Origin of the sequence: Methylosinus sp. RM1 (genome assembly GCF_011378635.1) — a bacterium.
Taxonomy (GTDB): Bacteria; Pseudomonadota; Alphaproteobacteria; order Rhizobiales; family Beijerinckiaceae; genus Methylosinus; species Methylosinus sporium.
On the sequence record NZ_WOVC01000001.1, the window covers coordinates 172,593 to 199,545 of the forward strand.

General features: G+C 64.5%; 24 protein-coding genes. 8 read left to right on the top strand and 16 right to left on the bottom strand.

Annotation, left to right across the window (positions count from 1 at the left end; translation table 11 throughout):
• The first annotated feature begins 341 nt into the window (after window positions 1–341).
• Window positions 342–851 (top strand): hypothetical protein, encoded by a 510-nt coding sequence (locus FMZ75_RS00725; protein ID WP_244594577.1) that lies wholly within the window; start codon window positions 342–344, stop codon window positions 849–851.
• A gap of 33 nt (window positions 852–884) precedes the next feature.
• Here the strand turns inward: FMZ75_RS00725 and FMZ75_RS00730 are convergent, their stop codons facing one another.
• The gene (locus tag FMZ75_RS00730) at window positions 885–1,268 is read right to left on the bottom strand and encodes a cell division protein ZapA (RefSeq protein WP_166140940.1); all 384 of its coding nucleotides are present in this window, start codon (window positions 1,266–1,268) and stop codon (window positions 885–887) included.
• Window positions 1,269–1,281: 13 nt separating this feature from the next.
• A complete protein-coding gene (locus tag FMZ75_RS00735) occupies window positions 1,282–1,575 on the bottom strand; it encodes a DUF4164 family protein (protein WP_108916035.1) in 294 nt (97 codons plus the stop codon).
• Between the two features lie 266 nt (window positions 1,576–1,841).
• On the opposite strand from FMZ75_RS00735, the gene gap reads away from it, so the two are divergent.
• Window positions 1,842–2,849 (top strand): type I glyceraldehyde-3-phosphate dehydrogenase, encoded by a 1,008-nt coding sequence (gene gap, locus FMZ75_RS00740; RefSeq protein WP_166140941.1) that lies wholly within the window; start codon window positions 1,842–1,844, stop codon window positions 2,847–2,849.
• A gap of 34 nt (window positions 2,850–2,883) precedes the next feature.
• Window positions 2,884–4,077, top strand: a complete 1,194-nt coding sequence (gene pgk / locus FMZ75_RS00745; protein ID WP_166140942.1) for a phosphoglycerate kinase — start codon at window positions 2,884–2,886, stop codon at window positions 4,075–4,077.
• A gap of 7 nt (window positions 4,078–4,084) precedes the next feature.
• Here pgk and FMZ75_RS00750 read toward each other — a convergent pair whose 3' ends face one another.
• The 9 genes from FMZ75_RS00750 to FMZ75_RS00790 all read right to left on the bottom strand — a co-directional run bounded on the left by FMZ75_RS00750 (window position 4,085) and on the right by FMZ75_RS00790 (window position 16,448).
• Window positions 4,085–6,769, bottom strand: a complete 2,685-nt coding sequence (locus tag FMZ75_RS00750) for a nitrate reductase (protein ID WP_166140943.1) — start codon at window positions 6,767–6,769, stop codon at window positions 4,085–4,087.
• A complete protein-coding gene (locus FMZ75_RS00755; RefSeq protein ID WP_166140944.1) occupies window positions 6,769–8,361 on the bottom strand; it encodes a sulfite reductase subunit alpha in 1,593 nt (530 codons plus the stop codon). Before FMZ75_RS00755 ends, FMZ75_RS00750 begins: the two co-directional genes overlap by 1 nt.
• Window positions 8,358–10,109 carry a NirA family protein gene (locus tag FMZ75_RS00760; protein ID WP_166141022.1) on the bottom strand — a complete coding sequence of 584 codons (1,752 nt, stop codon included), beginning with the start codon at window positions 10,107–10,109 and terminating at the stop codon, window positions 8,358–8,360. The genes FMZ75_RS00755 and FMZ75_RS00760 overlap by 4 nt, the downstream gene beginning before the upstream one ends.
• 2 nt (window positions 10,110–10,111) lie before the next feature.
• Window positions 10,112–11,326 (bottom strand): NAD(P)/FAD-dependent oxidoreductase, encoded by a 1,215-nt coding sequence (locus tag FMZ75_RS00765; protein WP_166140945.1) that lies wholly within the window; start codon window positions 11,324–11,326, stop codon window positions 10,112–10,114.
• A gap of 12 nt (window positions 11,327–11,338) precedes the next feature.
• Window positions 11,339–12,130 carry an ABC transporter ATP-binding protein gene (locus tag FMZ75_RS00770; protein ID WP_142863265.1) on the bottom strand — a complete coding sequence of 264 codons (792 nt, stop codon included), beginning with the start codon at window positions 12,128–12,130 and terminating at the stop codon, window positions 11,339–11,341.
• 11 nt (window positions 12,131–12,141) lie between these two features.
• A complete protein-coding gene (ntrB, locus tag FMZ75_RS00775; RefSeq protein WP_166140946.1) occupies window positions 12,142–13,038 on the bottom strand; it encodes a nitrate ABC transporter permease in 897 nt (298 codons plus the stop codon).
• A gap of 14 nt (window positions 13,039–13,052) precedes the next feature.
• Complete coding sequence (locus FMZ75_RS00780) at window positions 13,053–14,378, bottom strand: CmpA/NrtA family ABC transporter substrate-binding protein (RefSeq protein ID WP_166140947.1); 1,326 nt, start codon at window positions 14,376–14,378, stop codon at window positions 13,053–13,055.
• Window positions 14,379–14,718: 340 nt separating this feature from the next.
• The gene (locus FMZ75_RS00785) at window positions 14,719–15,879 is read right to left on the bottom strand and encodes a CmpA/NrtA family ABC transporter substrate-binding protein (RefSeq protein ID WP_166140948.1); all 1,161 of its coding nucleotides are present in this window, start codon (window positions 15,877–15,879) and stop codon (window positions 14,719–14,721) included.
• Window positions 15,876–16,448, bottom strand: a complete 573-nt coding sequence (locus FMZ75_RS00790; RefSeq protein WP_036294433.1) for an ANTAR domain-containing response regulator — start codon at window positions 16,446–16,448, stop codon at window positions 15,876–15,878. Before FMZ75_RS00790 ends, FMZ75_RS00785 begins: the two co-directional genes overlap by 4 nt.
• Before the next feature lie 609 nt (window positions 16,449–17,057).
• Between FMZ75_RS00790 and FMZ75_RS00795 the strand changes: the two genes are divergently transcribed.
• Entirely contained in the window at window positions 17,058–17,357 is a 300-nt protein-coding gene (locus tag FMZ75_RS00795; protein ID WP_108916166.1) for a DUF6156 family protein, read from the top strand.
• A gap of 23 nt (window positions 17,358–17,380) precedes the next feature.
• Here the strand turns inward: FMZ75_RS00795 and purB are convergent, their stop codons facing one another.
• Window positions 17,381–18,688 carry an adenylosuccinate lyase gene (gene purB / locus FMZ75_RS00800; protein ID WP_166140949.1) on the bottom strand — a complete coding sequence of 436 codons (1,308 nt, stop codon included), beginning with the start codon at window positions 18,686–18,688 and terminating at the stop codon, window positions 17,381–17,383.
• Between the two features lie 264 nt (window positions 18,689–18,952).
• On the opposite strand from purB, the gene FMZ75_RS00805 reads away from it, so the two are divergent.
• Entirely contained in the window at window positions 18,953–20,203 is a 1,251-nt protein-coding gene (locus FMZ75_RS00805) for an FAD-binding oxidoreductase (protein ID WP_166140950.1), read from the top strand.
• A gap of 142 nt (window positions 20,204–20,345) precedes the next feature.
• Complete coding sequence (locus FMZ75_RS00810) at window positions 20,346–20,666, top strand: hypothetical protein (protein WP_142863260.1); 321 nt, start codon at window positions 20,346–20,348, stop codon at window positions 20,664–20,666.
• Here the strand turns inward: FMZ75_RS00810 and FMZ75_RS00815 are convergent, their stop codons facing one another.
• Window positions 20,667–21,290, bottom strand: a complete 624-nt coding sequence (locus FMZ75_RS00815) for a DUF721 domain-containing protein (protein WP_166140951.1) — start codon at window positions 21,288–21,290, stop codon at window positions 20,667–20,669.
• A 51-nt stretch (window positions 21,291–21,341) separates the two neighbouring features.
• On the opposite strand from FMZ75_RS00815, the gene mutY reads away from it, so the two are divergent.
• Together mutY and FMZ75_RS00825 are read left to right on the top strand one after the other, a co-directional pair.
• The gene (gene mutY / locus FMZ75_RS00820) at window positions 21,342–22,442 is read left to right on the top strand and encodes an A/G-specific adenine glycosylase (protein ID WP_166140952.1); all 1,101 of its coding nucleotides are present in this window, start codon (window positions 21,342–21,344) and stop codon (window positions 22,440–22,442) included.
• Window positions 22,443–22,464: 22 nt separating this feature from the next.
• Window positions 22,465–22,728, top strand: a complete 264-nt coding sequence (locus FMZ75_RS00825) for an Imm74 family immunity protein (protein ID WP_142863257.1) — start codon at window positions 22,465–22,467, stop codon at window positions 22,726–22,728.
• A 3-nt stretch (window positions 22,729–22,731) separates the two neighbouring features.
• On the opposite strand, the gene FMZ75_RS00830 is transcribed toward FMZ75_RS00825, so the two are convergent.
• The 3 genes from FMZ75_RS00830 to FMZ75_RS00840 all read right to left on the bottom strand — a co-directional run bounded on the left by FMZ75_RS00830 (window position 22,732) and on the right by FMZ75_RS00840 (window position 26,943).
• Window positions 22,732–25,233 carry a TonB-dependent receptor gene (locus FMZ75_RS00830; protein WP_166140953.1) on the bottom strand — a complete coding sequence of 834 codons (2,502 nt, stop codon included), beginning with the start codon at window positions 25,231–25,233 and terminating at the stop codon, window positions 22,732–22,734.
• Window positions 25,234–25,404: 171 nt separating this feature from the next.
• Window positions 25,405–26,349: a FecR domain-containing protein gene (locus tag FMZ75_RS00835; protein ID WP_166140954.1), complete on the bottom strand. Its 945-nt coding sequence runs from the start codon at window positions 26,347–26,349 to the stop codon at window positions 25,405–25,407.
• Between the two features lie 93 nt (window positions 26,350–26,442).
• Window positions 26,443–26,943: an RNA polymerase sigma factor gene (locus FMZ75_RS00840; RefSeq protein ID WP_166140955.1), complete on the bottom strand. Its 501-nt coding sequence runs from the start codon at window positions 26,941–26,943 to the stop codon at window positions 26,443–26,445.
• Between the last annotated feature and the right edge of the window lie 10 nt (window positions 26,944–26,953).

The window sequence follows — 26,953 nt, forward strand, 5'->3', positions numbered from 1 at the left end:
CAGCCCCAGAGCATTATCGCATGTCCGAGCGCTGATGTGTAGCGCAGAGCTGTAGCGCAATATATCAGCGCCGGATCAAGAGCATCGCAGATGCTTTCCTGTTCCGTTCGCGCTCCGAATGTCGAGCCTGCGAAAAAACAGCGCAGCAGGGCGAGCCGTCGGCCGCGCGGCGTTCGAAATCGCGAGGGCTCATCGATCGCGAGGCTAATGGACGAGGCTCAACGAGGCTTGCCTTGGCCGCGTCATTGGCCCAATCTCGAGCAGCCGCGGGCGGCGGCGGTCCTCTGGGAGATGGGCGCGCCGTCACGAGAGACAATGACCCGCCGGCATGGGAGAGAAACATGTCGAAATTCGCCTCACTGGCTCTGGCTGTCCTGATCTCGGCGCCCTTCGCCGCCGCTCCGGCGCGAGCGGTGGAGATCAGCCCGTTTTTTCCGCTGCCCAATTCCTTCGACGTCAAGGGCCCGATCAAGGACGGTGTGCTCGCGCAGCAAATCTCCTGGCTGGACGACGGCATCGCCGCCATCGAGAAGGCGCGCGCCGGCGCCGCGCCGGACAAGCTCGCCGAGCTCGACGCGCAACTCGCCGCGGCGGTCAAGGAGCGCGACATTTTGAAGAGCGACGCGACCGGCCGCGACGCCGAGCTGGCGCGCAAGAATCTGGTCGTCACCAATATCAACCGCTGGATCAACGGCCTCGCCCGCAAGGCGACCGAGCAGCTCAAGATCGCCATTCTCAAGGATGGCGCGGAGCGCGACGCGGCGGAACGCCGGCATATTCAGCTGTCGCAGCAGGCCGACGAGCTCGAGAAGGTCAAGCACCAGCCGGAATTCGAGGCCTGGGGGCGCTGACGCGCGCGCCCGGCTCGGGCCGCGCTGCAAGTCTCAGAGCATAGGGGGCGTCTCGTCGCCCCCATGCCGAAGGTCTCGCGAGAGACGCTCGACGCGCATCGTCGCATTCTCGAGCGCGGCGGCCAGCTTCTCCGTGAGAGCGGCCTCCGCCTCTTTCGCCGCAGCGGCATCCGCGCGCAGCGTCGCCAGCTCTGTTTGCACGGCCTCGAGCTTGCGCGTCGCGATCGACGCCTCGTCGGCGAGGGTGAGCGCCGCCATCACGGTGATGCGCTGCTCGCCAATGTCGCCGAAGCCGTCACGCAAGGACAGGATCTTGTTTTCGACGAGCTTGGCCAACTCGTCGAGATGGGCTTCCTCGCCATCCTCGCAGGCCATGCGATAGGTCCGGCCCGCGATCGTCACCACCACATGCGCCATTCGCCGCCTCTCGCTAGGTCTGCGTCCTGTCCTCGTCGCCGAGCACGGCGATAATGCCGAGGCTCGTGCGGTCGAGACGCGTCAGCACCTCGTCGCGCGCCTTCTCCAGCGCGCTGTTCTGGGCGAGGGCGGCGTCGAGCTCGAGACCGAGGCGGCTGCGATCGTCCTGCATGACGGCGAGCTCCTCCTCGAGGTCGGCGTGCGACAGCTCCGCCTCTCTGCGTCGCGCGACAGTCTCCTCCAGCCGCTCCAGCGCGGCGGAGAGCCGTTGCAGCGCGTCGTCGAGCCTGTGTGGGACTTGCGTCATATGGAAACCGGACCGATCGCGATTAGATTCGCACGTAAGAATCGTTATCTCCTGGCGACAATCGCGTAAACCCCAATCCGAGCCGCGGCTCCGCCGCAGAGCGGCCGGCAGCCGCGTTGACAGGGGGGCGCGACCTGTTATCAAGCCGCTCATTCGAGCGGGCGTTCGCCGCCACAAAAAGCGGCAAAATGGGCAAAGCCCCGATTTTGGGCGGTTCAGCGGCCGCCCGGCCCCGCCCGAGCGAGCAGATGAGAAGGAGCACCGCTATGGCCGTGAGAGTGGCGATCAATGGGTTCGGACGCATCGGACGCAATATTCTTCGCTACATCGTCGAGACCGGCCGCACCGACCTCGAGGTGGTGACGATCAACGATCTCGGCTCTGTCGAGACCAACGCCCATCTGCTGCGCTATGATTCCGTGCATGGCCGCTTCCCGCGCGAGGTGAAGGTCGATGGCGATTCGATCGACGTGGGCTATGGGCCGATCAAGGTCACGGCGATCAAGAATCCGGCCGAGCTGCCGTATAAGGCGCTCGAAATCGACATTGCGCTCGAATGCACGGGCCTTTTCACAGCGCGCGACAAGGCCAAAGCGCTGCTCGACGCCGGCGCGCGCCGCGTGCTGGTCTCCGCGCCTTCCGAAGGCGCCGACATCACCGTCGTCTATGGCGTCAATCAGGACAAGATCACGAAGGACGATCTCGTGATCTCCAACGCCTCCTGCACCACCAATTGCCTCGCGCCCGTCGCCAAGGTGCTGAATGACGCCATCGGCATAGAGCGTGGCTTCATGACGACGATCCACTCCTACACGGGCGACCAGCCGACGCTGGACACGTATCACAAGGACCTCTACCGCGCTCGCGCCGCCGCTCTGTCGATGATTCCCACTTCCACCGGCGCGGCGAAGGCCGTGGGCCTGGTGCTGCCGGAGCTGAAAGGCAAGCTCGACGGCGCCGCCATTCGCGTGCCGACGCCCAATGTCTCGGCTGTCGATCTCAAATTCGTCCCCAGGCGCAAGACGAGCGTGGAAGAGATCAACGCCGCCATCATCGCCGCCGCCGACGGTCCGCTGAAGGGCGTGCTCGGCTACACGGACGACAAGAATGTCTCGGTCGATTTCAACCATGATCCGCGTTCATCCGTGTTTCATCTCGATCAGACTAAGGTGATCGAGGGCGAGCTGGTGCGCATCCTGTCCTGGTACGACAATGAATGGGGCTTCTCCGGCCGCATGACGGATGTCGCCGCGACGATCGCCAAGCTCATCTAGACGCGATTTTTTCCTCATTCACCGGGACACGATCATGCCGTCTTTCAAAACCCTCGATTCCGCCGATCTCGACGGCAAGCGCGTCCTGTTGCGCGTCGATCTCAATGTGCCGACCGAGAATGGCGTCGTCACCGACAAGACGCGCATAGAGCGTGTGCTGCCGACGATCGAGGATATTTCGAAAAAGGGCGGCAAGGTCATCCTTCTCGCCCATTTCGGCCGCCCCAAGGGCGAGCGCAAGGAAGAGGATTCCTTGAAGCCCATCGTCTCCGCGATAGAGGAGACCGCCAAGCGCAAAATTGCCTTCGCCGATGATTGCGTCGGCGATGTCGCCGGCGCGGCGATCGCGCAGCTCAAAAATGGCGACATTCTGCTGCTCGAGAACACGCGCTTTCACAAGGGCGAGGAGAAGAACGATCCCGCCTTCGCGGCGCAGCTCGCCGAGCTCGGCGATGTCTATGTGAACGACGCCTTCTCCGCCGCGCATCGCGCACACGCCTCGACGGAAGGGCTGGCGCATCTTCTACCGGCCTATGCCGGCCGCACCATGCAGGCGGAGCTGCAGGCGCTCTCCGAGGCGCTGGAGCATCCCGCGCGCCCCGTTATGGCGATCGTCGGCGGCGCGAAAATCTCCACCAAGCTCGATCTGCTCGGCAATCTCATCCGCAAGGTCGATATTCTCGTCATCGGCGGCGGCATGGCCAATACATTCCTCGCCGCTGAGGGCAAGCCGGTCGGCAAGTCGCTGTGCGAGCACGAACTGCTCGAAAAGGCGCGCGCCATTCTCGCCGATGCGCAATCGTCCAATTGCGAGATCGTGCTGCCGATCGACGCCACTGTCGCGCAGAAATTCGAAGCTCATGCGCCCTCGCACATCGTCGCGATCGAGCATGTCGGCGAGAGCGACATGATCCTCGACGTCGGGCCGAAGAGCATCGCCCATATAGAGAGCCTGCTCGCCAAGGCGAAGACGCTGGTGTGGAACGGCCCGCTCGGCGCCTTCGAGCTGCCGCCTTTCGACGAAGGCACCAACGCCGTCGCGCAGACGGCGGCGCGTTTGACCGTGGAAGGCAGACTGCTCTCCGTCGCCGGCGGCGGCGACACTGTGGCCGCGCTCAATCAGGCCCATGCGGCGCAGGAGTTCAGCTATCTCTCGACCGCGGGCGGCGCTTTCCTCGAATGGCTCGAGGGCAAGGAGCTTCCCGGCGTCGCGGCGCTGACGAAATAAGCCGCGCTCACTCTTCGCAGCAGGCGCGCGCCGCGGCGATGGCGCGCTTCAGCTCTGGAATGCAGGAGCCGCAATTCGTGCCGGCGCGCAGCGTCTCGCCGATCGCGGCGACGCTGTGCGCGCCCTTCGCGATGGCCGCGTCGATCGCCGCGGCGCCGACGCCGAAGCAGGCGCAGACGATCGGACCATCCTGCGCCGCGCCATCGGGCGAGCGTCCCGACAAAAGCGCCTTGCGCTGCTCCAAGCCGAGCGACTCTGTCTCGAACAGCGCCGTCGCCGCGTCGAAGGCGCCGCGCGCATCCTCTCTTCCGACGAAGAGACAGAAATCGACGCGCTGCTCGCGAAAGCGCGCGGCGCGATAGATGCCGCGCGCCTCGTCGAGATATTCCGCGACACCTGCCTCATCGCCGAGCGACGCCGCATAATCGCGCCATGATCCGAGAGCCGCGTCCGAGGCGAAGAGAAGGCCGTGACCGCCGGCGACGACGACCTTGGTTCCGAGCGCGGCGATCATCGGCCGCAGCGGCGCGCGCGAGAGCAGAAAGCCGCGCGATTTGAATGTGACCGCATCTATGCGCGCCGGAGTCGCCTTCGCTTCCGGCTGTCCCGAATGCGGGTCGACGTTCGCGGCGACGAGCGCGCCGACGCGCGCGAAAGAGGCCGTCTCGTCGCTCCAATGAATGGGCGCGAATAATTGCCCGCGCCGCTGGCGATCGGTGACACACACTACGAGCAGGCATTCGCTATGGCGTGTCGAGACGCAGGCGAAGCCGCCATCGACGAGGCCGAGCGGCGCAGCGTCGGCGGGATGAATCTCGACGAAGGGAAAGGGCGAATGCCGCGCGAGACGCGGGCTTTTGCCCGTGCGCGTCATCGTGTGCCATTGGTCGCGAATGCGCCCGGTGTTGAGGTGGAAGGGAAAGGCCGCCGTTGTCGCGGCCTTCAGCGACGGCGGCTCGGGCGCGACGAAGCGCGCCTTGCCATTGGCGGTGAAATAGCCGCCCTCGCCGAAAAAGCGTTCGCGCCCTTTCGTCTCGCCGGCGCGGATCGGCCATAGCGTCGGATGCAGCGCGTCATAGGCTTCATCCGAGAGCGTCGCGACCCCGCCTATGTCGAAGCTGCGCGCGCCGTCATTCTCGAAAGCCGAGAGCGCCGCATGTTCGCGAAACACATCCGCGGCGGACCGAAAACGAAAGGCGTCGCTAAAGCCCATGCGCGTCGCGACGTCGCTGACGATGCGCCAATCCGGCTTCGCCTCGCCGGGCGAGGGCAGAAAGGCGCGCTGACGCGAGATGCGCCGCTCCGAATTCGTGACCGTGCCGGATTTCTCGCCCCAGGCCTGCGCCGGCAGCAGCACATGCGCGCCGGCGTTTATCGTATCGTTCGACAGCACATTGTCCGAGACGACGAAGAGATCGAGCTTCGCAAGCGCCGCGCGTGCGTCATCGGCTCGAGGCAGCGAGACGGCGGGGTTGGTTCCCATCACCCACAGCGCCTTTATCTCGCCGCGTGCGATGGCCTCGAACATTTGCACGGCCTTCAAGCCTTCATGCGTCGCAATGCGCGGCGCGTTCCAGAAGCGCCGAACGCGATCGACCTCGGCGTCGGAAAAGCCCATATGCGCGGCGAGCTGATTGGCGAGGCCGCCGACCTCGCGTCCGCCCATGGCGTTGGGCTGGCCGGTGAGCGAGAAGGGCGCGGCGCCGGGCGCGCCGATGCGTCCCGTCGCGAGATGACAATGAATGATCGCGTCGACCTTGTCGGTCCCCTGCGCGGATTGATTGACGCCCTGGGAAAAGGCCGTGACAGTCTTCTGCGTCGTGGCGAAGAGCTCGAAGAAAGCCGCGACATCGACCTCGCGCAGCCCCGTCGCGGCGGCGGTCGCGGCGATGGTCGGCGCGATCGCGCGCGCGGCGTCGAGCGCTTGCGTGAAGCCTTCGGTATGCTGCGTGATATAGTCGTCGCAGGTCGCGCCATTGGCGACGAGATGTGCGAGAAGGCCGCAGAAGAGCGCAACATCGCCGCCGGGCGCGATGGGCAGAAAGAGATCGGCCTCTTCCGCGGTCGCCGTGCGGCGCGGATCGATGACGACGATCTTCGCGCCGCGCTCCTGCTTGTTGCGCAACATGCGTTGAAACAAAATCGGATGACACCAAGCCGCATTGGAGCCGACGAGCACGATGAGATTGGCGCAATCGAGATCCTCATAGCATCCCGGCACCACATCGGCGCCCAAGGCGCGCTTATGTCCCGCCACTGTCGAGGCCATGCACAGCCGCGAATTGGTATCGACATTGGGCGAGCCGATGAAGCCCTTGATCAGCTTGTTGGCGGCGTAATAATCCTCCGTCAGCAATTGGCCGGAGAGATAGAACGCCACCGCCTGCGGCCCATGCGTATCGATGATGCGCGCAAAGCCCTGTGCGACATGATCCAGCGCCGCGTCCCATGTCGCGCGTCGTAGCGTCTCACCGGCGCGCAGCATAGGATGCAGCAGACGCCCGTCGAGCGACAGCGTCTCATGCAGGGCGGAGCCTTTGGAGCAGAGCCGCCCATGATTCGCCGGATGATCGGGATCGCCGGCGACAGCCGCGCCGCCGCATCCATCCGGCGTCGCCAGCACGCCGCAGCCGACGCCGCAATAGGGGCAAACGGTCGCGACAGAGGCGCTGCGCGGATCGACTCTCTGCATCAATAGACATCCTGTCGGTAGCGGCCGCTCTTCTTCAATTCGGCGACGAAGGCGACCGCCTCGTCAGTGGCGCGCGCGCCATATTGCGCGACGATATCGACGAGCGCGCGCTCGACATCCTTGGCCATGCGTTTGGCGTCGCCGCAGACATAGATATGCGCGCCATTGGCGAGCCAGGCGAAGAGATCGCGCCCGACTTCGCGCATACGGTCCTGCACATAGAATTTCTCGGAGCCGTCGCGCGACCAGGCGAGCGAGAGGCGCGTGAGCAGGCCGGAGGACTTCATCGCGTTCAATTCATCTGCATAGAAGAAATCGCAATCGCTGCGCTGATGGCCGAAGAACAGCCAATTGCGTCCGTGCGCGCCGATCGCCCGCCGCTCTTGCAGAAAGGCGCGAAACGGCGCCACGCCCGTGCCGGGGCCGATCATGACAACCGGCGCATTCGGATCATCCGGAAGCGAAAAGTCATGCGACGCCTGCACATAGACTTTCACCGGCGCTTCGTTCTCGATGCGCTCCGCGAGAAAAGTGGAGGCGACGCCTTTGCGCAGGCGCTTGCCGATCTTGTAGCGCACGGCGTCGACAGTGAGCGACACGCGCCCCGGCGCCGCCTTCGGCGAGGAGGATATGGAATAGAGCCGCGGCTGCAGAGGCTCGAGCGCCTCGACGAAAGCTTCCGCATGCGGCCGCACGCCGGGAAATTTCATCAGCGCCGCCAGCACGTCGAGATCGGCGGCGTCATTGTCTCTATCTTCTCCCTGCGCCAGCGCGCGCGCCTTTGCGCGCGTCTCGCCGCCGGTGAGGAAGGAGATCAGCTCGAAGAGCCGATCGGGCGCAGGCGAAAGCGCGCAATCGTCACGCAGCGCTTCGCGAAGGCTCTTGCCCTTCACTGGCGCGAGCGGCGAGGCGCCGATCATGGCGATGATCTGATCGACGAGGCCGAGATCATTCTGCGCAAAGACGCCGAGAGAATCGCCGGCGCTGTAATCGATTCCGCTCCTCGAGAGATCGAGCTCTATATGCCATGTCTCCTTTTCCGATGCCGGCTTGTTCAGCCTCCGACGCGACAGAAATATCGCCTCGACCGGATTGTCGCGTGAACGGCCCGGCGCCGATGTGGAATGCGAGACCGACGGCGCTGTCGACGCCGACTCGGTGGATGGCGCAGCGCCGCGCTCTTGCGTGAGCGTCTTCAACATGCGCGCGGTGTCCTTGCCGCCGGGCGCGCAGAGATTGAGGCGCTCCTCCTTATGGGCGAACAGCGCCTCCGCATAATTTTGGCAATCATAGCCACATTGGCCGCAGTCCTGCTGCGCCATTGCGGCCATCATCCGTCGACGCAAAGGACGGCCTTGCGCGAGCGTCATGCGCTCCTGCAATTGCAGTGTCGGATCATGCCAAGGCGCGGCGCCATCATCCGCGTCGCCGGCGATGGCCGCATTTTCCGCTGGCGACAGAGCGACGACGCCGGCGTCGTCCATCGACATCAACCCGGCGAAAAAACCGTTGAGCCAGGCGCGCTGCTCTTCAGAGAATGGAGCCGAGGGTGGAATGAGATCGAGACGTTGCGGCTGCGTGATCTTGGTCATTGTTCCGTCTCCGCGATCAACCGTCGCAAAGCTTCTGCGTCATGGCGCCGCGTGAAGGCGGCGAAGCTCTCTTCGCCGGTCGCGCGATGCGCGAGATAGGCGCGCAACAGGCTCTCGATCTTGCGCGGCGCATCTGTCGCCGCGACATTCTCGAGCAGCTCGCGGCCGATCGCGCCCTCCGCGCCGAAGCCGCCGCCGACAATCAAATTGTAGCCTTCGACCGTATCGCCTTCCTCATTGATCGGAACGCGCGCGCCGACGAGGCCGATGTCGCCGATATAATGCTGAGCGCAGGAATGACGGCAGCCAGTCAAATGTATGTTGATCGGCGTATCGATCTCTATTCTCTCCTCGCAATGCGTGGCGATCTCGTCCGCATGCCTTTTGGTGTCGGCGGCGGCGAAACGGCAGCCGACATTGCCCGTGCAGGCGACGAGGCCCGCGCGGACCGGCGACGCCTTCGTCGAAAGTCCGAGCGCTTCGATCCGCGTGAGCGCGTCGTCGATCCGCGCGTCGGCAACTCCAGAAATGAGCAGATTTTGCCAGACGGTGAGCCTTATGTCGCCATCTCCGAGCTCGCGCGCGATCGTCGCGAGACCGCGCGCTTCGTCGCTCGTCAGGCGACCGAGCTTCAATGCGACGCCGACCCAGCTTTTCCGCGCCTCTTTCTGCGCATGTGCGCCGATATGCGCGAGCCTGTCGAAGCCGGGCCGTGGCGCGATCGCCTCCTGCCGCGCGCGGAGCAGGGGACGTCCGAGCTTTTCCTCGACGAGCGTCAGAAATCGATCGAAACCCAATTGATCGAGCACATATTTCAATCGCGCCCGCGCGCGATTGGTGCGGTCGCCGGTCTCGATGAAGACGCGCAATATGGCGTCGGCGATCTCGACGGCTTCGTCCGGGGGAACGATCACGCCGGTGTCACGCGCGAGATCCTTATGGCCGGTGATGCCGCCGAGCGCGAGACGGAAATAGACGCCCGGCGCGAGCCCATGCCCGTCACGAATCTCGACCGCCTGAAAGGCGACGTCATTAGTATCCTCGAGCACGGCGATGCGGCCGCCGCCGTCGAAAGCGATGTTGAATTTGCGCGGCAGGCCGGAGAGCGAGCGGTCGTTGAGAATGTGGAAATGCAGCGCGCGCGCGAAGGGGCGCGTGTCGATGAGCTCCTGCGGATCGATTCCGGCGGTCGGCGTTCCGGTGATGTTGCGAATATTGTCGGCGCCGGAGCCGCGCGTCCACAGGCCGACGCTCTGCACGCCTTCGATCATGGCGACGGCGCTCTCGGGCTCTATCTCGCGGATTTGCAGATTGGCGCGCGTCGTCACATGCAGATAGCCGCCGCCATGGCTGTCGGCGAGATCGGCGAGGCCGGCGAATTGCCAATGGGTGAGAATTCCATTGGGGATGCGCAGGCGGCACATATAGGCCGCTTGTGTCGGCGCGACATAGAATAACCCATGATAGCGCCAACGAAAGTTATCGGCGGGTTTCGGCGGCTCATTGCGCTTGGCCTGCGCGACGAGTCGCGCATAGGCGTCGAAGGGATGTTCCTCGCGCTTGATTTTCTCTTGCTCATTGAGCGCGACGCCATTCGCGACGGCGCGATCCTGCGCCGCGAAATGAATGGCGTCGGGGCCGGTCGGCCTTTCCTTGGTCGGCGTGGCGCGTTGCGCGCGCGAGGCCTGGAAGCCGGAGGCGAAGCCTTCGAGATAGCGCTTTTGTTCTGCTGTGAAATCGCCGGCCATGGTCATGCCGCCTTTCTTTCGCAGAGCGCGCGGCCGAAGATCAGCGCATCGCGCCATTGCGTCACATCGGCGCGCGAGCGAATGAGCTCGATGCACCAGAGCGCGGCGCTGGTGTCGCCGACGAGCACGGCGCCGGCGAGACGGCCGTCCTCAATGATCAGCTTTTTGTAGAGGCCGAGCCCAAAGTCGCGCCAGGAGATCGTCTCGGCGCCGTCGCTTTCCATAAACTCGCCGGCGGAAAAGACATTGACGCCGGAGACCTTCAGATTGGTGGAGACGATGCTTCCTTCGTAAATGTCGCTTTCGCCGCAGAGTCTCGCGGCGAGGACGCGCGCCTGGTCATAGGCGGGCTCGACGAGGCCATAGCAGACGCCTCTGTGCTGCGCGCATTCGCCGATCGCAAAGATATCGGCGATATTCGTTTCCATATGATCGTCGATGACGATTCCTCTTTGCGTGCTCACGCCCGCGTCGCGCGCCAGCTCCATATTGGGCGCAATTCCCGCGGCGAAGACGACGCCATCGGCCGCGAGCCGCCGACCATCGGCAAGCTCTATCGCGCTGACGCGGTCATCGCCGAGGATGCGTGTCGTGCGCGCTTCCAGCAGAACGTCAATTCCTTTGCTCTCGATAATTCGTTTCAGCAGCTCGGCCGCGTCCTTGTCCAGCTGCCGCTCCATCAGCCGATCGGTGACATGCGCGAGTGAGACCTCGGCGCCGCTTTTGACGAGGCCATAGGCGGCTTCGAGACCGAGCAGGCCGCCGCCGATGACGATGATTTTCTTGCGCTGCGCCGCGAGGCGCTTCAGCGCGTCGACGTCGGCGCCGTCGCGGAACACATGAACGCCTTGCAGCTGCGCGCCGGGCAGCGGCAGACGCAGCGCGCGCGAGCCGGTGGCGAGCACGAGCTTGGAAAAGCCGACGCTTTCGCCACTCTCTAGCGACACTCGTCTCGTCGCGAGGTCTATGGCGTGCGCCTTGGCGCCGTAGAGAAGAGTAACGCCGCGGTCGCGCCACCAGCCCGCGGGCCTCAGCTCTATCTCGGCCATGTCCGCGTCGCCCGCGAGCACGGAAGAGAGCAGCACGCGATTATAGGCGAGGCGCGGCTCCTCGCCGATGACGGCGATGGCGTAGCGGCCGAGCGCGCGCTTCGACAATTCGTCGACGAGGCGCGCGGCGGCCATGCCATTGCCGATGATGACGAGAGGCTCGCTCATTTTTCGTCCGCCTCACGCCGCTTCGACATAGTGATGACGCTCATAGAGGAATTGCAGCACGCGGCGCCTGCATTCGAGATAGTGAGGATCGGTGGAAAGAGCGACGCGATCACGCGGGCGCGGCAGAGCTACGTCCAGCGTCTCGCCGATCGTGGCGCAGGGACCATTGGTCATCATCACGATGCGGTCGGAGAGCAGCACAGCCTCGTCCACATCATGCGTGATCATCATCACCGTATTGCCGAGCGTGCGATGCAGCGCCATCACCTGATCTTGCAAATGCGCGCGGGTGAGCGCGTCGAGCGCGCCGAAGGGCTCGTCGAGCAGCAGAACCTTCGGCTCCATGGCGAGCGCGCGAGCGATGCCGACGCGCTGCTTCATGCCGCCGGAAATCTCGCTCGGACGCTTGTCCTTCGCATGGGTCATCTGCACGAGCTCGAGATTGCGCATGGTCCAATCATGGCGTTCGGCGCGGCTCTTTTTGCGCGAGAACACTTTGTCCACGGCGAGGCGCACATTGTCGTAGACGGTGAGCCAAGGCAGCAGCGAATGATTCTGGAAGACGACGGCGCGATCCGGCCCGGGCGTATCGACTTGACGATTTTCCAGCACGACGCCGCCGGCGCTCGCGCTCACCAGCCCGGCGACGATATTGAGCAGCGTGGATTTGCCGCAGCCGGAATGGCCGATGATGGTGACGAGTTGTCCCTTCTCGACAGTGAGATCGACGGCTTCGAGCACTTTCGTCGCGCGGGCGCCGCTCGCGAAAATTTTGTCGACATGATCGATGCGGAGATAGCTCATGGCGAATCCTTTCAGGAGGCTTGCGCGCCGCGCGTGGCGAATGCGCCGATCGTGGCGACGATGCGATCGAGCACGAAGCCGGTGACGCCGATATAGGCGAGGGCGACGAAAATGTCGGAGAGGCGCGAGGAGTTCCAGGCGTCCCAGATGAAGAAGCCGATGCCGACGCCGCCGGTCAGCATTTCCGCGGCGACAATGGCGAGCCAGGAGAGACCGACGCCGATGCGCAGGCCGGTGAAAATATACGGCGCGGCCGAGGGAATCATGATCTTCCAGAAGAACTCGAGGTGATTGAGCCGCAGCACGGCGGCGACATTGCGATAATCCTGCGGAATATTGCGCACGCCGACGGCCGTGTTGATGATGATCGGCCAGATGGAGGTGATGAAGATCACGAAGATCGCCGAAGGGTGACTGTCGCGAAAGGCCGCGAGCGAGATCGGCAGCCAGGCGAGCGGCGGCACGGTACGCAGCACTTGGAACAGCGGATCGAGCCCGCGCATCGCCCAGCGCGATTGTCCGACGACGACGCCGAGCAGCACGCCGGCGACGCTGGCGAGTCCGAAGCCGAGGGCGACGCGTTGCAGAGAGGTCAGCACGCGCCAGCCGAGGCCGATATCCTGCGGTCCCGCGACGAAGAAGGGATGCAGGATGAGATCATTCGCCTCGCTCCAAATGCGCGAGGGCGGTGGCAGGGCGGAGGTCGGCTTGATGCAGAGAAGCTGCCAGACGCCCAGCAATATTGCGAGCACGATGATCGGCGGCAGGACCGCCGCGAAGAAGGCGCGAATATTCGCGCCATATTTTTCGACCAGCGGAACGCGCCGCCGCGCATAGAGCTCGTCGATCGAACGATCGTCGCCAGGCGTCGCGTCGACGAGATCATTCTTGGTGATTTGCATCGTCATTTCGGCCTCTTCGGTCAAACCTGCGCGCGCTTGATGGATAGGCTCTTCAGATAGGCTTGCGGATTTTCCGGATCGAAGACCTTGCCGTCGAAGAAGGTCTCCTTGCCGCGCGACGTGGATGCGGGAATCTCCTTCGCCGGGACATTGATGGACTTCGCCGCCTCGCGCCAAATGTCCTCGCGATTCACCTTGTCGACGAGCGCCTTGATGTTCGTCGTCGGCTCGAGCTTGCCCCAGCGAATGTCCTCGGTGACGAACCAGGCGTCGTGACTCTTGAAAGGATAGGAGGCGGCGTCGCGCCAGAATTTCATGAACTGCTTCGTGCTTTTCTCGATGCGGCCGTTGCCGTAATTGAGATCGCCTCTCAAGCGTCCGACGATGTCGGCTACGGGCACGTTGAGCCACTGGCGCTTGCCGACGATCTCCGCGAGCTCGGCTTTGTTCTCCGTTTTGTCGCACCATTGCTGCGCTTCCAGCACGGCGGCGGTGAGCGCGCGTGCGGCGCGCGGGTTTTTGTCTACCCAATCGGCGCGCAGGCCGAGCGCTTTTTCTGGATGCTTCGACCAGATCTCGCCGGTCGCGCAGGCGGTGTAGCCGATGTTCTGATTGGCGAGCTGCTCGTTCCACGGCTCGCCGACGCAAAAGGCGTCCATATTGCCGACCTTCATATTGGCCACCATTTGCGGGGGCGCCACGACGATGGTCGAGACGTCTTTGTCGGGATCTATGCCGGCCGCGGCGAGCCAATAGCGCAGCCACAAATCATGCGTGCCGCCGGGGAAGGTCATGGCGACCTTCACTTCTTTGCCTTCGGCTTTCTTCTTGGCGAAGGCCTCGCGCAGCGCCGAGGCGTTGGTTGTGACCTTTAGATCCTTATATTCATTGGCGACGGAAATGCCCTGCGCGTCGAGATTGAGGCGCGCGAGTATGTACATGGGCGTCGGCGCATTGTTCTGCGTCACTTTGCCGGTGGTGATGAGGTAGGGCATGGGCGTGAGAATATGCGCGCCGTCTATGCCGTTCGCGGCGCCGCCGAGCACGAGATTGTCGCGCGTCGCGCCCCAGGAGGCCTGCTTGACGACCTCGACATCCGGCATGCCATGCTTGGCGAAAAGGCCTTTTTCCTTGGCGATGATGAGCGGCGCGGCGTCGACCAGCGCGATATAGCCGAGGATCGCTTTCGTCGTTTCCGGCCCTGCGCCTTGCGCGAAGGCGCCGCCGGGGAAGGCCGTGCGAATGGCGGCGAAGCTCGCCGCGGCGCCGGCCGCGCCGCGCAGCAGCGCGCGACGATCGAGCGTCATGGCCGCATTGGTTTTCGCTGAGCTTGTTTCGTCTGTCATCGTCACCGTCGTCCTCTTCGCGCTGCGAGCGCATCGGTCAGGGCGAGTCGGCGCCGTCCTTTAGTCGACGGCGCGAAACGCAAAAAGCCGCTTCCCTCGGGAGAGCGCATGGCGCGCGAACTCCTCGGGACAGCGGCGTTGCTGTTCGTCCGTCGTTGGACAAATGGAAAGATGCGCGAGGCGCATCGTCGGGGAGAGTGTTGCAAGCTGCGCGCCAAATGGCGGAACAGCCATTATCCTTTGTAAATCAAAGGATTTTTGTAGAACCGTCGCGGCGAGGCGCGACGCCTCAGTCGGCGCCTTGCCCAATAGGCAGGCGCCGGATCGATAAAAAAACAGGCTATGGCGTGCGGCGAATGGGGAAGGCGGAGAGATAGGCGTCGAGGTCGCGATCATCGAATTTTGGGCCGCAGAAGGCGCTGATGGCGTCGCCGGAGCGCGGCGCCGCAGGCAGAGTGGCGTCGAAGAGATCGGGGCGGAACACGGCTTTCGCCGCGTCGAGAAGGGCGGATGAGACGGGCGCCTGTCCCCAGCGCGCCATTTGCGCATAGAGCCATGCAGCCTGAGTGGGGTCGGGCCGCTCGGCGCCTTCCTGGCCGAGCAGCAGATAGCGCGCATTCTCGCGCGTCGCGCCATCGGGCGCGATCTTGAGCCGGCCTTGCAGCGTCCGCAAGATTACATCGGCGCCGACGCCGACGCGATCCGGCCGTGCGAGCAGAGCGGCGATCTCATGCGGATCGGCTTCGGCGATGAAACGCGCGGCGCGACGCAGCGCGCGCAGCAGAGCGGCGACGACATTCGGGTGCTCGAGCGCGAAGCTCTCGCGCATGGCGAGCGACTTTTCCGCGCAGCGCGAGAACAGCTCGACCGAAAAATGCAGAATATGTCCGACGCCGAGATCGACGGCGACCGAATTCCACGGCGCGCCGACGCAAAAGCCGTCGACATGGCCCTGCGCCAGGCTTCCGACCATATAGGGCGGCGGCAGCACCACGAGGCGCACATCCTCATCCGGATCGACGCCGCCGGCCGCCATCCAATAGCGCAATTGGTAGTTATGGCCGGAGAAGGGAAAGGTCATGCCGAAGGTCAGCGGCTCCGCCTGAGCGGCCTTGCGATCGGCGACGACGCGGGCGAGCGCGCGCGCCGTGGCCAGCGGATCGAGCGCATCGCCGTCGAGACGCGCATTCATCGCTGCGTGCAGCGTGGGGGAGACGGTGATGGCGTTGCCATTCATGGCGAGATTGTAGGGCGCGACGATCGGCGTCTTCACATGGCCGACGCCGAGGCTGGAAGCGACGGCGATGGGCGCGAGAAGATGCGCGGCGTCGAACATGCCGATATTGAGCTTGTCGCGCACATTGGACCAGGAGACTTCCTGCACGAGCTCGACATCGAGCCCTTCCTGCGCGGCGAAACCCTTGTCCACGGCGACGAAGAGCGCGGCGGCGTCCGCGAGCGGAATGAAGCCGATGCGTAAATGTTCGCGCTCCGCGGTCATTTGAACAGCTCCGAGGCGGTGATGATCGCCTGAGCGATCTCGAAAATCTTCTTCTTCTCGCGCATGGCCGTGCTGCGCATCAGCCGATAGGCGTCCTCTTCGCTGAGCTTCTTCGCCTTCATCAGCAGGCCTTTGGCGCGGTCGATCGTCTTGCGCTCTTCTATCTCCGATTTGGCGCGCGCCAATTCGTCCTGCAGGCGTGAGAAGGCGTTGAAGCGCGACACGCAGAGATCGAGAATGGATTTGATGCGCTCTTTCTTCAGCCCGTCGACGATATAGGCGGAGACGCCAGCGTCGACGGAAGCCTGAATGGAAGCGGCGTCGCTCTGATCGACGAACATGGCCACGGGCCTGCGCACGGCGCGGCTCACTTGGAACATCTGCTCCAATATGTCGCGGCTCGGATTTTCGAGATCGATGAGGATGACGTCCGGATCGATCGCATAGATGCGCGCGAGCAGGCTGCGCATTTCGGCAATGCGCTCGACATTGGTGAAGCCGGCCTCGCGCAATCCATCCTCGAGGATCGCAGCCCGCACCGGACTCTCATCGACGATGACGATTTTCAAATCGACGCCTCCGCGACGCTGCGCCGCAGGCAGGCGCTAGCGAATATGCGGACGAATTACAAATGATTTCGGCGGGAGGGGGAAGACATGAGATGGCCCCGCAGCGCTGAGGCTGGCGGGGCCGCTTGTTTCGCAAAATGCGAAATCTCCGGAAAGCTCCAGATTCGGAAGATTGGGAGGCGTCGCGCTTGGCCTTCGCGTTTCGCCGCCCGTCGGGGATGTCACGAATGTCGGCGCTTGAGGAAACCTGCGCTCGATTTCTTCGCTGCGCCATCGACCTCGGCTGAGGTCAAACGGTGTGACCCGGTGGCGTCATGCTCCTCTCGCATGTATCGCTCGACTCGAGGCCTGCGTGCGTTGCCACGCCGGCCCGCCCATCGCGTTCTCATCCCTCGAGGTCCCGCTCGATCGGTTCGCCCGGGTTCGGCTCGTCGCCGTTTCCCGCGGCCCCCTGTGACGCGATGATGAAATGGTGATCTCGATTCTCGATTTCGTCAAGCGCAGAATTGGTCGCAGCGAGGCGGTTTTCTTTTTGCGCGGAGCGCGCTACGCAATCGCTCCGACGAGGCCGGCGGGAGCGCCAATGCCGGTCCGACGGGAGACAAACGCATGAAGGCGGACAGTGACGGTTATTACTATTTCCTTACCTATAGCGGCGTGAGCCTTCCGCTCAAATTGACGTCGCCGCTCGATCCGAACGACCTCGCCAATCGCAACACATTCTTTCGCGCCCGCTATGACGAGGCCGAGCGTCTGCTTCTGTGCGAGAAGATGGTCTATGGCGAGGTGGAGCTGCGCCACGCTTACGAATATCGCGCCGAGGGCGGTCTCGCCCGCGCGCTCATTCTGATGGGCGAGGACGAGACCGAGGTGCTGTTCGACGAGAATGGCAAGCAGACGGTGGCGTGAGCGCGCGTCACGCCTCGTCTGATTCACGCCTTGCCGAAGACGCGATCAAAGATCGTGTCGACATGCTTGAAGTGATAGGCGAGATCGAACAATTCATCGAGCTCCGCGGGCGAGAGCTTCGCGCTCACCTCGGCGTCGGCGCCGAGCAGCTTGCGGAACTCGCCTTCGCCGCGCCACACAGGCATGGCGTTGCGCTGCACCAGCGAATAAGCGTCCTCGCGCGAGACGCCCTTTTGCGTCAGCGCCAGCAGCACGCGCTGCGAATGCACGAGCCCGCCGAGACGGTCGAGATTCTTCTGCATATTCTCGGGATAGATCATGAGCTGATCGATGACGCTGGTCAGGCGCGAGAGCGCGAAGTCGAGCGTCACTGTCGCGTCGGGGCCGATATTGCGCTCGACGGAAGAATGCGAAATGTCGCGCTCATGCCATAGCGCGACATTCTCCAGTGCCGGCGTCACCATGCCGCGCACCAGCCGCGCGAGGCCGGTGAGATTTTCGGTGAGCACGGGATTGCGCTTGTGCGGCATGGCGGAAGAGCCCTTCTGCCCGGCCGAGAAATATTCCTCCGCTTCCAGCACCTCTGTGCGTTGCAGATGGCGGATCTCTATCGCCAGCCGCTCCACCGATGACGCCACGACGCCGAGCGTCGCGAAGAAGGCGGCGTGACGGTCGCGCGGAATGACCTGCGTGGAGACGGGCTCCACCGCGAGACCGAGCTGCTTGGCGACATGCTCCTCGACGCGCGGATCGACATTGGCGAAAGTGCCGACGGCGCCGGAGATGGCGCAGGTCGCGATCTCCTTGCGCGCGGCGACGAGCCGCTCGCGCGAGCGCGTGAATTCGGCATAGGCTTGCGCGAGCTTGAGGCCGAAGGTCGTCGGCTCGGCGTGAATGCCATGCGAGCGGCCGATGGTCGGCGTATATTTATGTTCCAGCGCGCGGCGCTTTATCGCGGCGAGCAGACCATCGACATCGGCGATGAGAAGATCGGCGGCGCGCGCCAATTGCACGGCGAGGCAGGTGTCGAGCACGTCGGAGCTGGTCATGCCCTGATGCACGAAGCGTGAATCCGGGCCGATGAACTCGCCGAGATGGGTCAAAAAGGCGATGACGTCATGCTTGGTCACGCGCTCGATCTCGTCGATGCGGGCGACGTCGAAAGTGACGAAATCGGCCTTGTCCCAGATCGCCTTGGCGCTCTCCTTGGGGATGACGCCGATCTCGGCGAGCGCATCGCAGGCATAGGCCTCGATCTCGAACCAGATGCGAAAGCGCGTCTGCGGCTCCCAAATCTTGGTCATCTCGGGGCGGGAATAGCGAGGGATCATGGGCTTGGGCGTCCTTTTGGGAAAAGTCTTCGCGCGGCCGGTCGGGCGGGAAGAGGATCGTTTAGGCCCTTCCGTGAGCAGAGTGAAGGGGGCGGGGCCGGCTCCGCTTCCTGTCCTTTGTGTCTTTGTGGTGAATAAACCACAAAGGGGAAAAGACGCGGCCTTGGCCGAAATATTGCTGCGGATGAGGCAACGCTTGCGCTAGCGTTCACCCGCCCGCGCCGCCATATTCCGCTTTTAGAATGTGTTCGCCCGGAGGACCTCATGCAGCAGACCGCCGATGTCGCCGTGCTGGGCGCGGGAATGGTCGGAGTCTCGGCCGCCCTGCATCTGCAGGCGCGGGGGCGAGATGTCGTTCTCGTCGACCGGCATGGCGCGGCCGGATTGGAGACCAGTTTCGGCAATGCCGGGCTCATCGAGCGCGCCTCCATCTTCCCTTATCTCTTCCCGCGGGACTTCGGCGATCTCCTGCGCTATGCGCTCAATCTCTCGCCGCAGGCGCATTATCATTTCTCGGCCCTGCCGAGCGTCGCGCCTTGGCTGTGGCGCTATTTCCGCGAGAGTTCGCCGGAGCGCGCCAAGCGTCACGCTCTGGACGCGCTGCCGCTGGTCGAGCGCTGCCTCGAGGAGCATGACGCGCTGATCCAGCTCTCGGGCGCTGGCGACATCGTGCGTCGCACCGGCTGGATCAAGCTCTATCGCAGCGAGAGGAGCCTCGCCAAAGGGATCGTCGACGCCGCGCGGCTGCGCGACTTTTCGCTCCGCGTCGAGGAGCTGGACGCCGCCGGCCTTTCGGCGCTCGAGCCCGACATAGCGCCGGTGGTGGGCGCCGTGCATTTTCGCGACACCGCCTCGGTCGCCGATCCATGCGCCGTTGCGCAGGCCTATGCGGAGCTGTTCCAGCGTCGCGGCGGGCGCTTTCTCGCCGGCGACGTGCGCGCGCTGGCGCAGACGCGCGACGGACATTGGAGCGCGCCCACCCATGACGGCGCGCTGATCGTGCGCGACATCGTCGTCGCGCTCGGCCCCTGGTCGGACCAGATTTTCCGTCCGCTGGGCTATGATCTGCCCTTCGCGGTCAAGCGCGGCTATCACATGCATTACGGAACCGAGGAGGGCGCGCGCCTCTTCCATCCGGTGCTCGACGCCGACAATGGCTATGTGCTGGCCCCGATGACGCGCGGCGTGCGCCTCACCACCGGCGCGGAATTCGCGAGCCGCGACGCCGCGCCCACGCCCGTGCAGGTGGGAAAGGACGAAATCCTCGCCCGCACGCTGTTTCCGCTCGGCGAGCGGCTGGACCCCAAGCCCTGGATGGGCTGCCGGCCCTGCTTCCCGGACATGCTGCCGATCATCGGCAAGGCGCCGCGCCATCAGGGGCTCTGGTTCGACTTCGGCCATCAGCATCACGGCTTCACGCTCGGCCCGGTGAGCGGCCGGCTGCTCGCCGAGATGATGACCGGAGAGACGCCTTTCACCGATCCGGCGCCCTATGCGGTCGATCGATTTCGATAAATCCACAGAGGAATTTCAGCGCCGAATGAGCGACCATTGCGCGCAGTGATTCGCCCCTGCGTCGCCGATCGATTTTTGTCGCAATTTCAAAAGCGTCCCGCGTCCCTCACGGGCGAGCCGATCATTTCATTGGGAGACGAGGATGAAGCTCTCGGCGTTTTTTCTCGGCGCGGCGCTCGCGCCTTTTCTACTCGGCCATGCGGCGGCCGTCGAGGTCGCCGTCATTTACGAAGGCTTTCCGGGCTATGCCGGCTGCAAGGAGCGCGCCGACATGCAGCGCGTCATCGAGCTCGCGGAGCAATATGATCTCGAGGCGGCGCGGGAAATGATCCGCCGCGGCATAAAGAGCAAGGACTGCCGCGTGCTCGGCGGCGACATCATCGTCGAGGTGGTCCCGCCCTTCAGCCGGCTGGCGAAAGTGCATATGCGCGGCGATCCCGACGCTTATTGGATCATCCAATGATCAGCGGGCGGGCTTGGCGAGCGCCCGCTCGCCGAGCGTGACGAGCGCGGCCCGCAGCCTCTCGTCGGCGACGCCTTCGGTCGCGGCCTCCGCCTGCCGGCGCGCCGCGAGATCGACCGGCGGCTTCGCGGGCCGGACGCGTCGGGGCGCGAGCGGCTCCTGCTTCATCGTGACCTTGGCGACGCAGCGCCAGCCGAGATGCGTGTTGACGCGCTCGATGATGGCGGCGCTCATATGCTGAATGTCGAGCCCGAAACCCGGCTCGACGCGCAGCGCCAGAGTCGCCGGCTCGTCCTCCTTCTCGGCCGCGCGGTTTTTGGCGCCGGCTCGGTTCTCGTCGGTCACGCGGTTTTTGGCGCCAGTTTGGTTCTCGTCGGCCGCGCGGTTTTTGGCGCCAGTTTGGTTCTCGTCGGCCGCGCGGTTTTTGGCGCGCGGCGGCCATTGCAGCTTCACCGGCTCGCAAATGGCGGCGACGCGCGCGCCGACGATCGCCTCCCAGCGCAGCAGCAGCGAGCTTTCGCTGAAGCCGTGCCGCACCGCCAGAGGATCCAGCGTCTTGTCGATGAATTCGCCGATGAGGCGCGATTGCCTGAATTTCGAGCGTCCCGTCGCCGCCCCGGTCATGGCCTGCTCCTTGCGCGATCGGCTCCGATCTCGGTAAGGACAGATTAGCCCATGCCGAGAGTCCCCGCCAAGTCGTCGGCCGGAAGGTCGTCCGCAGAAAAGCCGCCGCGGCCCGATCCGCGTGCGCTGCTCTCCTGGTACGACCGGAGCCGGCGTGATCTGCCCTGGCGCGCGGCGCCCGGCGAGCGGGCCGATCCTTACTCCGTATGGCTGTCGGAAATCATGCTGCAGCAGACGACGGTGGAGGCGGTCAAACCCTATTTCCACGCCTTTCTCGCGCGTTGGCCGAGCGTCGCGGCGCTGGCCGCCGCCCCGCTGGAGGAGGTGATGAAAGCCTGGGCCGGTCTCGGCTATTACGCCCGCGCCCGCAATCTCCACGCCTGCGCGCAACAGGTGGCCTTCGAGCGCGGCGGAATTTTCCCGCGGGAGGAGGGCGATCTTCTCTCGCTGCCCGGTGTCGGCCCCTATACGGCGGCGGCGGTGGCGGCCATCGCTTTCGATGCGCCATGCGTCGCCGTCGACGGCAATGTCGAGCGAGTCGTCGCCCGGCTCTTCGCCATCGACAGGCCGATCCGCGAGGCGAAGCGCGACTTGCGCGAGCAGGCGCAGACGCTGCTCCCCGCCGCGCGCTCCGGCGATTTCACGCAAGCGCTGATGGATCTCGGCGCGACGGTCTGCACGCCGCGCGCGCCGCGCTGTGATCTCTGCCCCTTAGCGTCCGCCTGCGCGGCGGCGCTGCGCGGCGAGACGGAGCGCTTCCCCGTCAAGGCGCAAAAGCTCGACAAGCCTTTGCGCCGCGGCGCGGCTTTCGTCGTGACCAGCGGCGGCGCGGCGTTGCTGCGCACGCGGCCGCCGCGCGGCCTGCTCGGCGGCATGAGCGAATTTCCCTCGACGCCCTTTCGCGTCGATTTCGACCCTTCCCGCGCCCGCGCCCATGCGCCCATGGCGGCGCGCTGGAAAGAGCTGCCCGGCGCCGTCGAGCATGTGTTCACGCATTTTTCGCTGCGTCTCACAATATTCGCCGCGACGCTTCCGGCGCCGCCGCCTTATATCGAGAACGGCCGTTGGACGCCGCTCGCGAGGCTTTCCGAGGAGGGGCTTCCGACCTTGATGCGAAAAGTGGCGATTCGGGCCGGATTGATTGTAGAGTGAGCGCGACAGCGGGAGCATCGGCATGGGGCGGCGCAAATCGATCGTGATCGAGATGACGGAAGGCGCGATCCGCGTCCTCTCCGGCGGCCATGTGCTGACCATCGTCAATACGGCCCCGCCGCCCGATGCGGACGAGGACACGGATTTCTTCATTCGCCTCGACGACATAGAGAATTGGGACGCGCCCGACGAGGAGATTTCCATCGACATTGTCGAGCTGCAGACAATTCTGGAGGCGATAGAGGAAGAGCTCGAACGTCACGGGCTCAGCGTGACGTTCGAGTGAGCGTCAGAACTCCACCCGCAGCGAGCCGAGGAATGTGCGCGGCGCGCCGGTCTGGATGGTGTAGCGGTCGTAAGACGCCGGGAAATATCTCGCATCGCCGATATTCTTCACATTCAGCTGCCCCGTGACGGTGAGGCCGGCGATCTGCGTCGTGTAGGAAATCATGCCGTTGACGATCGCATAGCCCGGCACGACGAAGGAATTCGCATTGTCTCCGAGATAGCTTTCGGAGACCGACACGCCGGCTCCGAGGCCAAGACCGCGGAAAGCGCCATCCGCCTCATATTTCACCCAGAGGTTGCCGTAATTGCGCGGGCTCCCCGCCAGCGTCTTTCCGGAGACGGCGAGCTGGGTCGTGATGAGCGTGAGCGGATTATAGGAGGGCGATCCCTCCACGGTGCGCACATCGTCATGCGTATAATTGGCGATCACGCTCCAATTGTCGTCGATGCGGCCGGTCAGATCGAATTCGAAGCCCTGGCTGCGGGCCTTGCCGATCAGCAGCGTGTTTCGCGTGTTCGTCGGATCGGTATAGGGGACGTTGGACTTGACGATATCGAAATAGGCCATCGTCAGCGAGAGGCGCTTGTCCAGGAGCTCCGCCTTGACGCCTGCTTCATATTGCTCGCCTTTCTGCGGAGCCAGAGGCGCGAGATTTTGCGTCGTGCCATTGTTCGCGCCGAAGGACTGCGTGAAATCGCCGAACAGCGAAATCCATGGAAGCGGCTGATAGACGACGCCGACACGCGGGCTGAAGGCGTTGGAGTAGACATTCACATAAGAGGCGCGCGCGGCATAGTCGGACGTGCCGATCTTGTTCGAGCCCGTTTCCGTCCAATCGTAGCGTCCGCCGAGCAGCACATGCACCGAATCGTCGAAGAAGGAGAGCATGTCCTGGCCGTAGACGCCGGTCCATTTCTGCCCCGCCGCGCCGTAGCTGGCCATCCCCCGATACGGGTTCTCGGGCAGCCAATAAGTGGGCGCATAAATATTGATCGCTCTGATCGGACTGAAGAAATAGGAGATATTCACCGGCAGGTAGGTTCCGAAATAATCATATCCGAGCAGCACGGAATGCTCGATCGGCCCGGTCGTGAAACGGCCCTTCAGATCGACATTGGCGCCGAAGCTGTCCTCGCCATAGCCCGGCAGGAAGTTCACCGTGCGGCTCATCACGCCCGTCGCCTGATTGACGCCCATTATTTGCAGATTCTCGTTGTTCGTGTCGATGTGGTAATAGCTGAGCCGGTTCGTCAGGCTCCAGCCGGGAAGGAATTCGTAAGTCGCGTCATAGGCGATGCGCTTGCGCTCGAAATGGTTGGGCGTCGATTTCATAATGGACGGCTCGCCCAAATATCGGCTCACCGGAATATTGGCCGGAGCGCCGCCGATCGCAGGGAAGATCGGATAGTCGTCGACATAGGTCTTGTTCTGATATTCGAAATCGATATTCACCTTGAATTGTTCGGTCGGACGAATCGTGATCGTCGGCGCGATGAAGAGATTCCGGTCGGTCACGAAATTGCGGTAGGAATCGGTGCTGTAGAATTCGCCGTTGAATCGGTAGAGAACGCTCTTTTCATCGTTCAGCGGTCCGGTGGCGTCGACCGTCGTTCGCGTCTCGCCGAAGGATTTTACCTGTTGATGCAATGAAAAATAGGGCGTCTCGAGCGGCCGCTTGACGACCAGATTGATGATGCCGCCGGGCTCGCCTCTGCCGAACAGCATGGCTGCCGGACCTTTCAGCACTTCGATCGATTGAAGATTCGTCGTGTCGAGATTGCGCAGTCGGTATTCCATCAGCCCGTTCTTGTAGACGTTGCCGACGGTGTTGTAGAAGCCGCGCACCTTGAACAGCTCGATGGCGCTGATGCCCTGCGTCACGCCGCTGACATTGGAGACCAGCGCGTCATTGACGCTGATCGCCTGCTGATCGTCCATCGTCTGGCGCGTCACCACCTCGACGGCGATGGGCGTCTTCAAGAGCGGCGTGTCGACCTTCAATGTCGCCGGCGCGCTCATGGCGTTATAGCCCGTGTAGCGATCGCCCGGTCCCGGCGCCGGACGGGCGCGCGCGTCGTCGCCGCGTCCATTCGTCTGCGCGCCAATGTCGATCGTCGGCAGCGGCGTCGCGCCGCTGGCGTCGGTCTGCGTCCCGGCGTCGTTCTGCGCGAGGACGATCGACACCGCCTGCCCGTCGCGCGAGAATTCATAAGTGAGGCCGGTGCCCGCCAGCAGCGCGCCGAGCGCCTCGCGCACCGAATATTTGCCGGAAAGGCCGGGCGTCATGCGCCCATGGGTGAGGCGCGCGTCATAGAGCACATGGAGATCGTTCTCATCGGCGATGACGTTCAGCGCCGAAGCCACCGAGCCCGCGGGAATGCGATAGGCCTGAATGACTCCCGAGCGCTCCTGCGGAGCAATAGCGGCCTGCGCGGGAGAATCCGAGACTCCCGCTCCCGTCATCAAGGCGCCGAACGCCGCCGCCGCGACCGTCGAACCCATATTCGCTTTTCCTCGCCGCTCGCCGCGCGCCGACTTCCTCGCCATCTCTCCGCATCTCCTCGTCGATCGTCCGCCTCGGGGCGCTCGAGAAGCCCCTGTCTTGCTGGACGCGGTGGATGCGAAAAACGAAACGTCGCGGCGCAAAATTTTTTTCGCGCGCTGCGAAACGCCTCAGCCGTGCAGGAGGATCAGATAGTCGGTGACATGGAATGCGCGCAGGCCGAGAAAAGCCTCGATCTCGCGCAGCGCTTGGGCCGGATTCTCGGCGTCGAAGACGCCGGTCACGCGCCGGGCGCAGCTCGCTTCGCCGAGACAATAGACATAGCCGCGCCGGTGGCGGCCGAGCGCCGCCAGCACTTCGCCGAGCGGCCTGTTCTCGAAGATCAGCCTGCCGCGACGCCAGGCGGTGGCGCGCTTGACGTCGACGGTCTCGGGCGCTCGCGCGGCGCGCTCGGCGGAAAAGGCGCTCTGCGCGCCTTCCTCGACCACTACGGAGCCGCCGCCGCTCGCCACCGCCACGCTGTGCTCGGTGACGGTGACGCGCGCCTCGCCTTTGTCCATGGCGATGTCGAAAGCCGTGCCGAGCGCCGTCACCGACCCGCCGGCCGCCTCCACGACGAAAGGACGCGCTGCGTCGGGCGCGACCTGGAACCAGGCCTCGCCCTCGAGCAGCGTCAGCCGCCGGCGGCCGGGCTCGAAATGCAAGGCGATGGCCGAGCGCGCGTCGAGCTCGACGCGCGAGCCATCCTCCAGCGTCACGCTCTTGCGCTCACCCACGCCGGCGTAGATGTCGGCGCGCAGCCAGGTCGTGAGATCGTCGAAGCCGACCGCCAGGGCGAGGCAGAGCGCGGCGGCGATGGTCGCCGCGCCGGCCAGCGCGGGGCGGCGGGAGGCGGGGCGGGGCTCGGCCCGCCGGTTCGGCGCGAGGCTCTCCACGAAGCCGCACATCTCGGCCATATCGTCGAAGGCTGCGGCATTGGCCGGATCGGCGGCCCGCCATGCGTCGAATTCGGCCTTCTCGGCGGCCGAAAGCGTATCGGCTCGCATCCGTATCCACCAATTGACGGCGGCGACGCGCGGGCTGTCGTGATCGAACCCATCGCTATAGTCGGTCATAGGTCTCGGCCATCGATCGGCGCGGCTCCTCCGCCGGCTGCTGTCTCATAGGACGCGCCGGAACGGAAAACGAAACGGGGGCGCGAAAAAAAATCAATCGAGCGCCGCCCGGCAGCGCAGCAGAGCGAGCCGCAAATGCCGCCGCGCCATCGTCTCGGAAATGCCGAGCCGCCGCGCCGCCTCGTTCACGGAGACGCCTTCGTGCATCACCAGCAGGCAGACCTCGCGGCAGCGGGGCGGCAGCGCGTCGATCGTCTCCAGCACGATGCGCGTCTTGCGGCGGCGATCGAGCGATTCTTCCGGCGTCGCCGCTTCCGAGGGCGTTTCGACGGGCGGATCGCCGAAATCGAGATAGCGCGTCTCGGTCTTGCGCCGGCGGGCGAAATCCCTGGTGAGATTGACGGCGATCTGTTTCAGAAACGCCGTCGAATCGGCGACATTCTCGAAGCGGTCGTGGCGCAGCGCGCGCACGAAGGTCTCCTGAAGCAGATCCGAGGCCTCCTCGCGTCCGACCCGGCGCGTCAAAAAAGTGAGCAGACCGCGTTTGTTGCGGAGGAAAAGCTCGCGGAACGAGGTGAATTTGCTGTCCGACATACGCGGCGTC

Bases quoted from the DNA above. Each gene is read 5' to 3' on its own strand.
- FMZ75_RS00725 (WP_244594577.1), top strand. From the start codon at position 342: ATGTCGAAATTCGCCTCACTGGCTCTGGCTGTCCTGATCTCGGCGCCC.
- FMZ75_RS00730 (WP_166140940.1), bottom strand. From the start codon at position 1,268: ATGGCGCATGTGGTGGTGACGATCGCGGGCCGGACCTATCGCATGGCC.
- FMZ75_RS00735 (WP_108916035.1), bottom strand. From the start codon at position 1,575: ATGACGCAAGTCCCACACAGGCTCGACGACGCGCTGCAACGGCTCTCC.
- gap (WP_166140941.1), top strand. From the start codon at position 1,842: ATGGCCGTGAGAGTGGCGATCAATGGGTTCGGACGCATCGGACGCAAT.
- pgk (WP_166140942.1), top strand. From the start codon at position 2,884: ATGCCGTCTTTCAAAACCCTCGATTCCGCCGATCTCGACGGCAAGCGC.
- FMZ75_RS00750 (WP_166140943.1), bottom strand. From the start codon at position 6,769: ATGCAGAGAGTCGATCCGCGCAGCGCCTCTGTCGCGACCGTTTGCCCC.
- FMZ75_RS00755 (WP_166140944.1), bottom strand. From the start codon at position 8,361: ATGACCAAGATCACGCAGCCGCAACGTCTCGATCTCATTCCACCCTCG.
- FMZ75_RS00760 (WP_166141022.1), bottom strand. From the start codon at position 10,109: ATGGCCGGCGATTTCACAGCAGAACAAAAGCGCTATCTCGAAGGCTTC.
- FMZ75_RS00765 (WP_166140945.1), bottom strand. From the start codon at position 11,326: ATGAGCGAGCCTCTCGTCATCATCGGCAATGGCATGGCCGCCGCGCGC.
- FMZ75_RS00770 (WP_142863265.1), bottom strand. From the start codon at position 12,130: ATGAGCTATCTCCGCATCGATCATGTCGACAAAATTTTCGCGAGCGGC.
- ntrB (WP_166140946.1), bottom strand. From the start codon at position 13,038: ATGACGATGCAAATCACCAAGAATGATCTCGTCGACGCGACGCCTGGC.
- FMZ75_RS00780 (WP_166140947.1), bottom strand. From the start codon at position 14,378: ATGACAGACGAAACAAGCTCAGCGAAAACCAATGCGGCCATGACGCTC.
- FMZ75_RS00785 (WP_166140948.1), bottom strand. From the start codon at position 15,879: ATGACCGCGGAGCGCGAACATTTACGCATCGGCTTCATTCCGCTCGCG.
- FMZ75_RS00795 (WP_108916166.1), top strand. From the start codon at position 17,058: ATGAAGGCGGACAGTGACGGTTATTACTATTTCCTTACCTATAGCGGC.
- purB (WP_166140949.1), bottom strand. From the start codon at position 18,688: ATGATCCCTCGCTATTCCCGCCCCGAGATGACCAAGATTTGGGAGCCG.
- FMZ75_RS00805 (WP_166140950.1), top strand. From the start codon at position 18,953: ATGCAGCAGACCGCCGATGTCGCCGTGCTGGGCGCGGGAATGGTCGGA.
- FMZ75_RS00810 (WP_142863260.1), top strand. From the start codon at position 20,346: ATGAAGCTCTCGGCGTTTTTTCTCGGCGCGGCGCTCGCGCCTTTTCTA.
- FMZ75_RS00815 (WP_166140951.1), bottom strand. From the start codon at position 21,290: ATGACCGGGGCGGCGACGGGACGCTCGAAATTCAGGCAATCGCGCCTC.
- mutY (WP_166140952.1), top strand. From the start codon at position 21,342: ATGCCGAGAGTCCCCGCCAAGTCGTCGGCCGGAAGGTCGTCCGCAGAA.
- FMZ75_RS00825 (WP_142863257.1), top strand. From the start codon at position 22,465: ATGGGGCGGCGCAAATCGATCGTGATCGAGATGACGGAAGGCGCGATC.
- FMZ75_RS00830 (WP_166140953.1), bottom strand. From the start codon at position 25,233: ATGGGTTCGACGGTCGCGGCGGCGGCGTTCGGCGCCTTGATGACGGGA.
- FMZ75_RS00835 (WP_166140954.1), bottom strand. From the start codon at position 26,349: ATGACCGACTATAGCGATGGGTTCGATCACGACAGCCCGCGCGTCGCC.
- FMZ75_RS00840 (WP_166140955.1), bottom strand. From the start codon at position 26,943: ATGTCGGACAGCAAATTCACCTCGTTCCGCGAGCTTTTCCTCCGCAAC.